This is a genomic window from Rhizobium sp. P1_E1 (assembly GCF_056406015.1).
In genome coordinates, this window is record NZ_JBFUAY010000159.1 from 1 (window position 1) to 10,866 (window position 10,866).

The window sequence follows — 10,866 nt, forward strand, 5'->3', positions numbered from 1 at the left end:
ATCAGACGGTCAGCCTTCTCGATACGTCGGCCTCGATCCGCGACAATTTCCGTCGGATCAATCTGCTTTCCGATGAAAATACCTGCCGGGCCGCCCTTGCCCGCTTCATGTTCAGGGCGGATGCGGCGCTGCAGACCGTATCGACGCTGAGCGGCGGGCAATTGCTGCGAGYGGGCCTTGCCTGTGTGCTCGGCTCAGCGCCGCCGCCGCTGTTGATCCTGGACGAGCCGACCAACCATCTCGACATCGACTCGATTGCCGCCGTCGAGGCCGGATTGCGCGCTTACGACGGCGCGCTCATCGTCGTCAGCCACGACGAGACATTCCTCAGGAGTATCGGGATAACGCGGCGGCTGGATTTGTCTGCCGGCCACCCGGGATAATTCCGCCTCATGCCTGCTGCCGGCCTCCGACGCGACGATTCCGGCAGACGGCGACGATCAACGCGGTGACGCAGATCAGGAGTTCGAGAACGAAGGTCCAATGCAGCATGAAACTCACGATCCAATTGCTGTAGGTCGCCGGCACCGTCGTCAGCTCGAATTTCGACCAATCGAATGGCGCGAGCCAAAGCATCGGCGCAGCGACGGTATCCATAACCATATGAAGCACGACGGCTGCGAAAAAGACGGCGGCCGTGGGAAGCCAGTCCGGCGCCAGTCGACTGATCGCCGGCAGGGCCGTGGCGGCGAAGCCGAGCCAAAAAAGCGGCCAGTGGGAGACATAGTCGTGATGGTGGACTTTGCCGCCGGTCAGGAAGAAATAGACCATATCGAAATCCGGCAATACGCTGCCGATCAAGGCTACGATCATGATGCCGGGTGCGGCGGACCGTTGCCGCGCGGCGCTCCCGAGAAGGTAGCCTGCAGGCAAATGGGCAATGAGCATGCGTCTTATTCTCCCGGTCGGTCCCGAAGAATCCTCTATGCGCGGTTTATGGCTAGAATCGGCGCAGATGCAGCTCCCTTGCCTCTTTTTGCGGGCAATGTTATTTGGGTCTTGCAAGCTTTTGAGAAAGGAGGATCACGCAATGCAATATTACTTTCGGTTTAATCGCCAGCGTGGTCCCGTCAACGCCCTGCAAATGCGTTTGCAGGGCTGACCAGAGACCGTTTCTCAACATCTCTTCCTGGTCTGCCCTTCGTGGCCAATGCGGCGCCGTAATTGACAGCGCGCATTCCTCTCATTTCCCGGGCTCGAACCGCGCAATCCCGTGATGGCTGAATGCCCCGGATCGTGCCGACCACCCGGTCAAGACCAGAGAACGATCATGACACTCATCAATATCCGCAATCTCGGCGTGACGCTGGGCAATCCGTTGTTATCCAATCTCAATCTCGTCGTCAACGCCGGCGACCGCATCGGCCTCGTCGCCGCCAACGGGCGGGGGAAATCGACGCTGCTTGCCTGCATCACCGGTACGCTGGAGCCGAGCGAGGGCGAGATCACCAAGGCGCGCGGGCTGACCATCGGCCATGTCGCGCAGAATGTGCCGCCTCCCCTTTTCGACACGCCGTTCTACGATGCGGTGCTGCAGGCGCTGCCGGCCGATCAGGCCGAAAGCGAGAGCTGGCGCGTCGACGTCGTGCTGGAATCACTCGACGTGCCGGAGCTCATGCGGAGCCGGCCGCTGAAGCAATTGAGCGGCGGCTGGCAGCGGCTTGCCATGCTTGCCCGCACCTGGGTGAGCGAGCCCGACGTGCTTCTGCTCGACGAGCCGACCAACCATCTCGACCTTGAAAAGATCGCGCAGCTGGAGGGCTGGCTGAATGCGCTGCCGCGCGACGTGCCGGTTATCCTGTCCAGCCACGACCGCGCCTTCCTCGATGCGACGACCAACCGGACGCTGTTCCTGCGGCCGGAGCAATCGCCGGTCTTCGCCCTGCCCTATACCAGGGCACGCGCCGCCCTTGACGAGGCCGACGCTTCCGAAGCCCGGCGCTACGAGCGCGACATGAAGGTGGCGGAGCAACTGCGCAAGCAGGCGGCGAAGCTCAACAATATCGGCATCAATTCCGGCAGCGACCTGCTCGTCGTCAAGACGAAGCAGCTCAGGCAACGGGCGGAGAAGCTGGAGGACGCGGCAAAACCGGCGCATCTGGAGCGCTCGGCCGGCGCCATCCGGCTCGCCAACCGCGGCACCCATGCCAAGGTGCTGGTGACGTTGGAGGATGCGGTGGTGACGACGCCCGATGGAACGCCGCTGTTCAAGACCGGCCGGCAGTTCATCTGCCAGGGCGACCGCATCGTGCTGCTCGGCCTCAACGGCGCCGGCAAGTCGCGGTTGGTGTCGATGCTGAAACAGACGATCGAAAGACCCGAGATGGCGCGCGACGGCATCAAGGCGACGCCGTCGCTCGTGCTCGGCTATGGCGACCAGGCGCTTGCCGATCTTGCCGACAGCGATACGCCGATCGGCACGATCATCCGCCGCTTCGATGTCGGTGACCAGCGGGCGCGGGCCTTGCTGGCAGGCGCCGGCATGACAATCGACATGCAGGCAAAACCGATCGGCCAACTGTCCGGCGGCCAGAAAGCGCGGCTCGGCATGCTGGTACTGAGGCTTGCGGAGCCGAACTTCTACCTGCTCGACGAGCCGACCAACCACCTCGACATCGAGGGCCAGGAGGCGCTGGAGAGCGAGTTGATGGCGCACGAGGCGAGCTGCCTGCTGGTATCGCATGACCGCAGTTTCGTGCGGGCGGTGGGAAACCGGTTCTGGCTGATCGAGAAGAAGCGGCTGGTAGAGGTGGAAAGCCCGGAAGGGTTCTTTGCTTCGGTTGGAGGGTGATGGTGGTGGGTGGTGGGATCCGGAGCGTAATTGTTGTTGACGGTGTGCCGTGAGGCCCCCTCATCCGGCTGCCGCCACCTTCTCCCCGCTGGGGAGAAGAGACTCGTGGCGACGTCTCGATTCCCCCTTCTCCCCTCGGGGAGAAGGTGCCCGTAGGGCGGATGAGGGGGCTGCACGGCACACCGCCAACGTCGCTCCCAAACCTACCGCTTCGGTGCGACCAGACAGAAGAAGGCGCCTTGCGGGTCCGTGGCCTGGACGATCCAGCTGCCGCCAGGGACTTCCATCGGGCCGTGGACGACCTTGCCGCCGCCCGATGTGAGGCGTTCGGTTGCGGCGTCGAGGGTCGGCACGATGAAATAATAGCACCAGAAGGGCATCGGAAGGTTTTCCGGCTTGGTCATCATGCCGCCGATCTGCCTGCCGTTATGGGAGAAGAGATAATAGACGCCCATCGGACCCATGTCGAATTCGCTGTGCTTCGTCCAGCCGAACCGCTTGGAATAGAAGGCCAGCGCTTCTTCGCCATTGGCAGCATAGAGTTCGCGCCAGCCGATATTGCCGGGCGCGTCGAAGGCCAGTTCCGGCATGGGATTTTCCATCGGCGCCGGCGTCATGATGCAGAGCACCGCGCCATGCGGATCGGCGACGACGGCGAAGCGACCGATGGTCGGGATGTCTTCCGGCGGACGGCGGACCGAACCGCCATTGGCGGCAAAATCCTTGGCCGACTGGTCGACGTCGTCAACGTCGACATAACCCGTCCAGTTCGGCGGAATGCCCTTGCCCTCGAGTTCGGCCGGAAATTCCATCAGGCCGGCGACGCCGATGCCGTTCGCCTCGAAGATCGTATAGGTGGGCATGCCCTCCATTTTCATTTCGGAGGTGGTCCAGCCGACGACCGAGCTGTAGAATTTCGCGGCAGCTGATGTGTCGGGGGTCATCAACTCGCACCAGATGAACTTTCCATGCGTCTCAGACATCATACTCTCCCTTTTTCGACGCTCCTCTTCGGAGGCCTCTTTGCAAGGCCCCTATTTCGAGGGTGAGCGCCGTGATTGTCAGATCCTGCGGGCGTAATGCGCTTCCATGAACTGCTTCCAGGAGCCATCCGGCTGCTTGGCGCTGGAGACGAAGGTGCGGTGATCGGCATCGACGAAGATGATCTGCTCGCGGTAATCGGCAAGGCCCTCGCCGTTGAAGTCAGGCCCTGTCGTATAAAGGTCCAGTACATTGCCTGACGCATCGACCTCGCCCTCATAGACCCACATATAGTCCATCATGCTGCCGATCCAGCTGCCGACATACTTGCCCTTTGTGGCGTTGTAGCCGAGCGTCAGGATGCTGGTGGCCTCCTTACCGTCCGGCATGCGGCCGGTCCCTTCGGCGACGAACCAGATGCCGTGCAGCGAGCGGACGGTCTCGGTCCAGGGCTCACCGCCACTCATGTCGGGTGCGGTGACGGTCCAGTCGCCGATCAGCCTTTCCAGAAAGGAATGTTCCTTCAGCACTTCAGCGGTCTTCATCATCCTCTTCTCCCTTGAGTGATGGTGGCGCTTGTTTTCCGCATTCCGGACGCAAAACCGCTTACACTTTTCGGCATCATGCTCCGGCTCAGTGACAGCAGGATGGCGCCTTGGCGGCCTCCTCATATTCGTCGTGGCGGCGCACGAAATTCATCGTGCTGTCCTCGTTGCGGCCCTTCGGCGCGCGGTCGAGGATCATCAGGGTGCCGATCAGTTCTTCCGGCCCGCGAGCATAGCTCGAATAGGTATGGAAGATCTCACCCTTGTCGTTGCGGTAGAAAGCGCTGAGGCCCGGCAGTTCGTCATTGGCATCAGCCGGCTGCATAGGCGTGAAATTGTAGAAGACCTTATCTTTGGCAAGATCCTCGGGGCTAAAAGAAACGTGATAATCGAAATTGAAATCGCTGCCGAAGGAAGAGACCCAGGGAAATTTCCAACCCATGCGCCTTTTGTAGGCAGCGATCTTGTCGAGAGGCGCGCGCGAAACGGCGACCCAGGTAACGTCATGATGGTTCAGATGCGGCAGGGCGCCATCGACATGATCCGATAGGAAGGAGCAGCCGGTGCAGCCGGCATCCCAATCCGGGCCGAGCATGAAATGGTAGATCAGCAACTGGCTGCGACCGTCGAAGAGATCGGCGAGCGACTTCCTGCCCTCGGGCGTTTCGAAGACATAATCCTTGTCGACCTTTACCCAGGGCAGCGCCAGACGGGCGGCGTTGACGCTGTCGCGCAGCCGCGTCGCCTCCTTCTCCTTTGCCAGCAGGGCACGGCGGGCCTCCAGCCACTCTTCGCGGGAAACAACGTCATTCTGCATGGAGTGCGCCCTCCTCCGGCGCTTGCCGGTGAAGCCGGCTCATCTCCTTCTCCTTGACTAAATACATTGATATCAATAGAAATGAAGCATGTCAAATTCGATCGAGATTCCCTTTTCCACGACGCTGATGGTGCGCGACACCTGCCTCTGCCTGCATGTGCAGCGGGCAGCGCGCGCGCTTGCCCGGCTGTTCGACGACGCGCTGAGGCCGGCCGGGCTGACCAATGGGCAGTTTTCGCTGATGATGTCGCTGAACCGGCCGGAGCCACCGCCAATGGGGCCGGTCGCCGCCCTGCTCGCCATGGACCAGACGACGCTGACGGCGGCGCTGAAGCCGTTACAGCGCAAGGGCTGGGTGACGGTGATGGAGAACCCGAGGGACAGGCGCGGCCGGCTGCTGAGCCTCACCACTGAGGGCAAGGCGGTGTTGGTGAGAGCGCTGCCGATCTGGGAAAGCACGCATGCGATGATCGACGGAAAGCTGCCGGATGGCAGCGTCGCAAGGCTGCGGCAGGATCTGCAGGCGTTGTCATGAATGGCGGCCGAAACGCCGAAGCCGGCCGGATACCACCCTACCCGGCCGGCAGATGGTGGCAGCCGATACGGCTGCCAACTTTTTTAAAATCGATCAGGCGACGGTGACCGGAACCTCGGTCGAGGTGCGCATGGCGTGGCTGTAGGGGCAGACGATATGGGCTGCGGCTGCGAGCTTTTCAGCCGTTTCGCGGTCGAGACCCGGAATGTCAACCGTCAGTGCCACTTCGATGCCGAAGCCGCCACCATCTTCCCGCGGGCCGATGCCGACCTTGGCGGAGACCGTCGTGTCTTCCGGAATCTTGACCTTCTGCTGGCCCGCGACAAATTTCAATGCACCGAGGAAGCAGGCGGAGTAGCCGGCAGCGAAGAGCTGTTCGGGATTGGTGCCGGTCGCACCGTCGCCGCCGAGTTCCTTGGGGACGGTCAGGGTCACGTCCAGAACGCCGTTTTCGGAAACGGCGCGGCCTGCGCGGCCGCCGGTGGCAGAGGCTTTGGTCGTATAGAGAATAGGCATGACGATCTCCTTTGGTTGGCCCTTCGATGGGGTTGGATTTTTAGTATCGCACAATTAAATTGTACGCAAGTGAATTTTGCAAATTGCATTTCGAATTCGAAAGGAGGACAATCGGGCCTTAGAACAGGATGATCTTAGCCGCGCCGGCCTAAAATCTGAATCCTGTTCTAAATTAAAGAGTTAGAGCATGATGTCGCCCGAAAACCGCTGACACTTTTCGGCATCATGTTCTAGAGCAATTCCAGCAAAAGTGCGCAGCGGTTTTGCGCCCGGAATTGCGTGAAAACAAAGGGATAGAGCATTTCGTGATTCGAAGAAAAACGGGAATGCTCTAGGGATGATGGATATGAAAGCGCACACGACGAAGACGATGGAGATACCGCAAGAGGAGAAGCGGCTGGAAAAACAGCTGTGCTTCGCGGTCTATGCGACGGCGCATGCTTTCACCCGCGCCTACAAGCCGATCCTCGACAAGGTCGGCCTGACCTATCCGCAATATCTGGTGATGCTGGTGCTCTGGGAACGCGGCGAATTGCCGGTCAAGACGATCGGCGAGCAGTTGGATCTCGATTCCGGCACGCTGTCGCCGCTGTTGAAACGGCTGGAACAGAGCGGGCTGATCAAGCGCATCCGCGACCTGCGCGACGAACGGCAGGTGATTGTGTCGCTGACCCCTAGAGGTGAGGCTATGAAGGGGGAGATCGACACGATCATGATGGCGATCGGGCAAGCCGCAGGCTGCACGCTTAAGGAAATGGCCGAGATGCGCGACATGCTGCATCGGCTGCGGGGTAATCTCGGGCGGGCCGGCGCGGACGGAGGCTGAACGCGTCCACCCGGTAGACCCGCATCAGCGTGCGCTCCGAGAGATCAGGGCCGCGGCTTAGCCGGCGACCGACGCTTCTTTGCAGGAGCTGCCTTAGGTTCGGCCTCGGCCTCCTGCTGCAAACGCAGCGCCTTCAGCTTCTCCGTCTTCTTGTCACGGGCCGATGCCTCGGCGGCGATGATGGCACGCGCCGTGTGATCGGTCGCTTCTGCCTTGTCGCGAGACGAGAGCTTGGCGGGATTGAAGAATTCTCCCTTGGTGGCGGTCATGTGCCCCTTTCCCAGGTGATGGCGGCGCTACAGCATAATTCCTTAAATCGGAATTGGCTCAAGGAATTATGCAGAAATTCAAAGTGTTACAGCGTCCATTGCGCGCCTCAAAAAACGCGCAGCGCTGCAAGCCATGAATCCGCGGCTGAAAGCCGTGATCTCACGGCTGAAACCATGGTTCCGCGGTCGGACCGTGATGCCACAGCCGGACCGCGACTCCCCGGCCGGGATCAGCGGGTGCGGAGAACTTTCTTCGGTGCCGGCAGCAGACCTTCGCGCTGCAGCTTCTTGCGGGCAAGCTTGCGCTGGCGGCGAATGGCCTCGGCCTTTTCGCGGGCGCGCTTCTCGGACGGCTTTTCAAAGGCGCTGCGCGCCTTCATTTCCCGGAACAGGCCTTCCCGCTGCATCTTTTTCTTGAGCACGCGGAGCGCCTGATCGACATTGTTGTCCCTGACGAGTACCTGCAAAACGATATCCTTCCTGTCGCGGCGGCGAGGCCGCACTGTCCATATTAAAAAGCGCGGGACTACTTCCCGATTTTGATGCTCGAAAACTTCAGCCAGGGTTCGGCGCCATCGGACTTGGCCGCCGCTTGGGGGGAAACCCTGGATGGCGTTTCCCCGGTATCGATGTCGGCCTCAGTGATGCGGCGTTCGAAATTCTCTGCGTCGAACTGGACGCGGTATTGCACATGCCCATGGTCRTTGGGCAGGATGCTGGAGATCCGGCACCGCTTGTCGGCTTTCGCCGTGCGGGTGAGGCCGGACTTCAGCACGATCATGTCGCCGACTTTATAGTTTGGTCTGCCCATTTCAGCGTCCCTTCGACTCTTCGGCTGCTCAATCGGTCAATCAGAACGACCAGGGGCCATTCAGGTACGACCGAGGGCCATTCCGGAAAAGCCTGCGATCAAAGCAAAAAGGCCGGGCTCGGACCCGACCTCTTCCAGTCACTCAGCCCGCTGCCCGTATGGTCAGCTCACCGCCACCCCTGGTCAGCTCGCTGCCAGTACATCCGTGGTCAGCTTGCCGCCAGCACATGGCCAGCCCGCTGCCATATTCATGGTCAGCAGAGGCGAATGACAAATCATGCGGCCTGAAGATTATCAGCCGAATTCTTGCCGGACTTCTTGTCGCGGACGAGATCGTAGCGGATCTTCTGACCTTCAACGAGTTCGCGCATGCCGGCGCGTTCAACCGCTGAAATATGGACGAAAACGTCCGTAGAACCATCATCCGGCTGAATGAAGCCAAAACCCTTGGTGCCATTGAACCACTTGACGACGCCTGAATTCATAACGATCTCCTTTTCAACCGTTTGTGTTCGCCTGCGGAGAGATATCCGACAAGCCGTATCGATGTTGAGAGGATATCTGACGGTGCGCTCAAGCGCGTGGACAAAGGTCGCAAGCAATTCGATACGCACCATGTAGGATATTTACCGAATTAAGCAATGGTATTTCGGAAAATAATTCTCTTGCGGGCGCAAAATGAAGCTCTTGTCCAGGGGAAAGCAACCTGCTTGCCCGGGGACAAAGGGATCGGTCCGAGGCGGCCGGATCGCGGCCGCCTGGGTGAAAATTACTGCCAGACGACGATCGGCGCCTTTGTCGGAACGCGATCGTAGAGATCGATGATATCCTGGTTCAGCAGCCGCACGCAGCCCGATGAGACGGCCTTGCCGATCGAGCGCCAATCGGGATTGCCGTGCAGGCGATAAAGCGTGTYCTCTCCATTCGAGAAGATGTAGAGCGCGCGGGCGCCGAGCGGGTTTTTCAGGCCAGGCTCCATGCCGCCGTTGTCGATCGAATATTTGACGAGTTCCGGCTGGCGGGCGACCATCTCGTTCGGCGGTTTCCAGCGCGGCCATTTCTGACGCCACTGGATGACGCCCGAGCCCTGCCAGGCGAAACCCTCGCGGCCGATGCCGACGCCGTAGCGCATCGCCATGCCGTCGCCCTGGACGAGATAAAGGAAACGCGACGGCGTATCGACGACGATGGTGCCGGGCGGCTGGCCAGTGGGATCGACGACGCGCTGGCGATAATAGCGCGGATCGATCTGCTCGTAGGGAACGGCCGGAATGAGAAAGCCGCCATCCTCAACCGGGCCATACATGACGGCAAGCTCGGGCCCGCTCGGCACGCTTGACGCGGCCGGGGACTGGAACAGGCGCATGGGCGAACGATAGATGATCGACGTATCGCCCGATGTTACCGTATTGGCTGAGGAGGCGCAGCCGGTGAGCGCGGAGGCTGCGGTCAATGCCGAAAAGGAAAGAAAGCTGCGGCGGGAAAGATGTCTATCGAAGCTCATGACGCGGGACTGATTTCCTCTGATGCGGGAAGCCGGACGAAAGGGCTGATAAACCAGCGATTCGCCCGATGCCGATAACAACAAGAGAAGATCTATCGGCTTGCGCCAAATAAACCATAGCTTCACGTAGACGTGTCCGGCCTGAAGCGGACGATATGAGCAGCGCTGTTGCAGCGCTACATCACAACGATCTCGGCCCTGGCAGGCACGCGGTCGTAAAGATCGATGACGTCCTGGTTCAGCATGCGCACGCAGCCCGACGATGTGGCCTTGCCGATCGATTGCCAGTCGGGCGTGCCGTGGACGCGATAGAGCGTATCCTGCCCGTCCTTGAAGATATACATGGCGCGCGCGCCGAGCGGGTTCATCAGCCCCGGATTCATGCCGCCATTCTCCGCCCCGAACGGGCGAACCTCAGGCTGGCGCGAGACCATTTCGACCGACGGTGTCCAGCGCGGCCATTTCTGCTTCCACTGGATGACGCCGCGGCCGGACCAGGCATAACCGTCGCGGCCGAGGCCGACGCCGTAACGCATCGCCTTGCCGTTGCCCTCGACGAAATAAAGGAAATGCGCCTTGGTATCGACGACCACGGTGCCGGCACGCTCGGTCGTCTGATAATCGACCTCCTGGCGCAGGAACTGCGGCTGTACGCGGCTGACCGGGATCGCCGGCAGGGTGAAATCCGCGTCGCGAAGCTCACCATACATCGCCATATGCACGGGATTGGTCACCGGCAGGCCATAGGTCTGGTGGAACTGGGTCTTGTAGAGTTCGCGCGTCTGCGGCACCGGCTGATCGGGGATCGGCCGCACCCGGCGCGGATCGACACCGGGCGGCTGATAGAAGACCGGCGAGGTTTCCTGGACGAAGCGGGCGGGCGAATCGGCGGCGACATCGGGAATGAGGATGTTGCACCCGCTCAGCGACGCAACCGCAATCACGAGCCCGGCAATCGGGAAGACCCGGCGCAGAAAATTCATGGAACCACCCTTATCAACGATCGGCAGACAACGACATCTGCCGGGACGATCGCATCCGCGGCTGGCGCGAGGCTGGCGTTGGGGTGGAAAAGGCACAAGGTCAGGAAACGACCAGCCCGCCGCCATCGGTGGCGGGATCGCGGATCAATCGTCCAGGGCACTTAATCGCAATTGCCGGTGGCGGCGAAACTCAGGCCGCCACCCCGTGGAAGAAACGGATGCTCTGTTCGATCTCGGCCGGCAGCGCCGAGGTATGATTGCCGGCGACGGTTTCGGTCTCGATATGAA

Annotated in this window: 15 protein-coding genes and 1 pseudogene; 4 read left to right on the plus strand and 12 right to left on the minus strand. The window is 61.0% G+C overall.

Features of this window, described 5'->3' with window-relative positions:
* Positions 1-383 (plus strand): ATP-binding cassette domain-containing protein (locus AC1D1Z_RS29300; RefSeq protein WP_477852434.1); only part of this gene is annotated, 383 nt, incomplete at its 5' end.
* A 7-nt stretch (positions 384-390) separates the two neighbouring features.
* Here the strand turns inward: AC1D1Z_RS29300 and AC1D1Z_RS29305 are convergent.
* On the minus strand, positions 391-888 hold the full coding sequence (locus AC1D1Z_RS29305; RefSeq protein WP_247265597.1) for a metal-dependent hydrolase: 498 nt from the start codon (positions 886-888) through the stop codon (positions 391-393).
* A gap of 382 nt (positions 889-1,270) precedes the next feature.
* Between AC1D1Z_RS29305 and AC1D1Z_RS29310 the strand changes: the two genes are divergently transcribed.
* Complete coding sequence (locus AC1D1Z_RS29310; protein WP_439007372.1) at positions 1,271-2,791, plus strand: ABC-F family ATP-binding cassette domain-containing protein; 1,521 nt, start codon at positions 1,271-1,273, stop codon at positions 2,789-2,791.
* A 203-nt stretch (positions 2,792-2,994) separates the two neighbouring features.
* Here the strand turns inward: AC1D1Z_RS29310 and AC1D1Z_RS29315 are convergent, their stop codons facing one another.
* The 3 genes from AC1D1Z_RS29315 to AC1D1Z_RS29325 form a co-directional block, all read right to left on the minus strand.
* Positions 2,995-3,774: a VOC family protein gene (locus AC1D1Z_RS29315; RefSeq protein WP_283186263.1), complete on the minus strand. Its 780-nt coding sequence runs from the start codon at positions 3,772-3,774 to the stop codon at positions 2,995-2,997.
* Between the two features lie 78 nt (positions 3,775-3,852).
* Positions 3,853-4,320, minus strand: coding sequence for a DUF1579 domain-containing protein (locus AC1D1Z_RS29320; protein WP_028733806.1), 468 nt, complete (start codon positions 4,318-4,320; stop codon positions 3,853-3,855).
* A gap of 85 nt (positions 4,321-4,405) precedes the next feature.
* Positions 4,406-5,134 carry a DUF899 domain-containing protein gene (locus AC1D1Z_RS29325; protein ID WP_018449440.1) on the minus strand — a complete coding sequence of 243 codons (729 nt, stop codon included), beginning with the start codon at positions 5,132-5,134 and terminating at the stop codon, positions 4,406-4,408.
* A gap of 88 nt (positions 5,135-5,222) precedes the next feature.
* Between AC1D1Z_RS29325 and AC1D1Z_RS29330 the strand changes: the two genes are divergently transcribed.
* Positions 5,223-5,669, plus strand: coding sequence for a MarR family winged helix-turn-helix transcriptional regulator (locus AC1D1Z_RS29330; protein WP_028733805.1), 447 nt, complete (start codon positions 5,223-5,225; stop codon positions 5,667-5,669).
* 93 nt (positions 5,670-5,762) lie between these two features.
* On the opposite strand, the gene AC1D1Z_RS29335 is transcribed toward AC1D1Z_RS29330, so the two are convergent.
* Positions 5,763-6,185, minus strand: coding sequence for an organic hydroperoxide resistance protein (locus AC1D1Z_RS29335; protein WP_018241187.1), 423 nt, complete (start codon positions 6,183-6,185; stop codon positions 5,763-5,765).
* 337 nt (positions 6,186-6,522) lie between these two features.
* Between AC1D1Z_RS29335 and AC1D1Z_RS29340 the strand changes: the two genes are divergently transcribed.
* Positions 6,523-7,011 (plus strand): MarR family winged helix-turn-helix transcriptional regulator, encoded by a 489-nt coding sequence (locus tag AC1D1Z_RS29340; RefSeq protein WP_018241186.1) that lies wholly within the window; start codon positions 6,523-6,525, stop codon positions 7,009-7,011.
* Between the two features lie 44 nt (positions 7,012-7,055).
* On the opposite strand, the gene AC1D1Z_RS29345 is transcribed toward AC1D1Z_RS29340, so the two are convergent.
* The 7 genes and pseudogenes from AC1D1Z_RS29345 to AC1D1Z_RS29375 form a co-directional block, all read right to left on the minus strand.
* The gene (locus tag AC1D1Z_RS29345; RefSeq protein ID WP_003546479.1) at positions 7,056-7,280 is read right to left on the minus strand and encodes a hypothetical protein; all 225 of its coding nucleotides are present in this window, start codon (positions 7,278-7,280) and stop codon (positions 7,056-7,058) included.
* Between the two features lie 230 nt (positions 7,281-7,510).
* Complete coding sequence (rpsU, locus tag AC1D1Z_RS29350; RefSeq protein WP_018241185.1) at positions 7,511-7,747, minus strand: 30S ribosomal protein S21; 237 nt, start codon at positions 7,745-7,747, stop codon at positions 7,511-7,513.
* Between the two features lie 59 nt (positions 7,748-7,806).
* Entirely contained in the window at positions 7,807-8,091 is a 285-nt protein-coding gene (locus AC1D1Z_RS29355) for a hypothetical protein (protein ID WP_018241184.1), read from the minus strand.
* A gap of 275 nt (positions 8,092-8,366) precedes the next feature.
* Positions 8,367-8,576, minus strand: a complete 210-nt coding sequence (locus AC1D1Z_RS29360) for a cold-shock protein (protein ID WP_003546468.1) — start codon at positions 8,574-8,576, stop codon at positions 8,367-8,369.
* A gap of 284 nt (positions 8,577-8,860) precedes the next feature.
* Positions 8,861-9,595 (minus strand): L,D-transpeptidase family protein, encoded by a 735-nt coding sequence (locus AC1D1Z_RS29365; protein ID WP_477852440.1) that lies wholly within the window; start codon positions 9,593-9,595, stop codon positions 8,861-8,863.
* Between the two features lie 176 nt (positions 9,596-9,771).
* Entirely contained in the window at positions 9,772-10,578 is an 807-nt protein-coding gene (locus tag AC1D1Z_RS29370; RefSeq protein ID WP_047619577.1) for a L,D-transpeptidase, read from the minus strand.
* Positions 10,579-10,768: 190 nt separating this feature from the next.
* Positions 10,769-10,866, minus strand: a pseudogene (locus AC1D1Z_RS29375) (S9 family peptidase); the annotation flags it as partial.

Excerpts from the sequence above, each read along its gene's own strand:
- AC1D1Z_RS29335 (WP_018241187.1), bottom strand. The coding sequence starts at position 6,185 with ATGCCTATTCTCTATACGACCAAAGCCTCTGCCACCGGCGGCCGCGCA.
- AC1D1Z_RS29330 (WP_028733805.1), top strand. The coding sequence starts at position 5,223 with ATGTCAAATTCGATCGAGATTCCCTTTTCCACGACGCTGATGGTGCGC.
- AC1D1Z_RS29370 (WP_047619577.1), bottom strand. The coding sequence starts at position 10,578 with ATGAATTTTCTGCGCCGGGTCTTCCCGATTGCCGGGCTCGTGATTGCG.
- AC1D1Z_RS29345 (WP_003546479.1), bottom strand. The coding sequence starts at position 7,280 with ATGACCGCCACCAAGGGAGAATTCTTCAATCCCGCCAAGCTCTCGTCT.
- AC1D1Z_RS29325 (WP_018449440.1), bottom strand. The coding sequence starts at position 5,134 with ATGCAGAATGACGTTGTTTCCCGCGAAGAGTGGCTGGAGGCCCGCCGT.
- AC1D1Z_RS29310 (WP_439007372.1), top strand. The coding sequence starts at position 1,271 with ATGACACTCATCAATATCCGCAATCTCGGCGTGACGCTGGGCAATCCG.
- AC1D1Z_RS29315 (WP_283186263.1), bottom strand. The coding sequence starts at position 3,774 with ATGTCTGAGACGCATGGAAAGTTCATCTGGTGCGAGTTGATGACCCCC.
- AC1D1Z_RS29320 (WP_028733806.1), bottom strand. The coding sequence starts at position 4,320 with ATGATGAAGACCGCTGAAGTGCTGAAGGAACATTCCTTTCTGGAAAGG.
- AC1D1Z_RS29360 (WP_003546468.1), bottom strand. The coding sequence starts at position 8,576 with ATGAATTCAGGCGTCGTCAAGTGGTTCAATGGCACCAAGGGTTTTGGC.
- AC1D1Z_RS29340 (WP_018241186.1), top strand. The coding sequence starts at position 6,523 with ATGATGGATATGAAAGCGCACACGACGAAGACGATGGAGATACCGCAA.
- AC1D1Z_RS29305 (WP_247265597.1), bottom strand. The coding sequence starts at position 888 with ATGCTCATTGCCCATTTGCCTGCAGGCTACCTTCTCGGGAGCGCCGCG.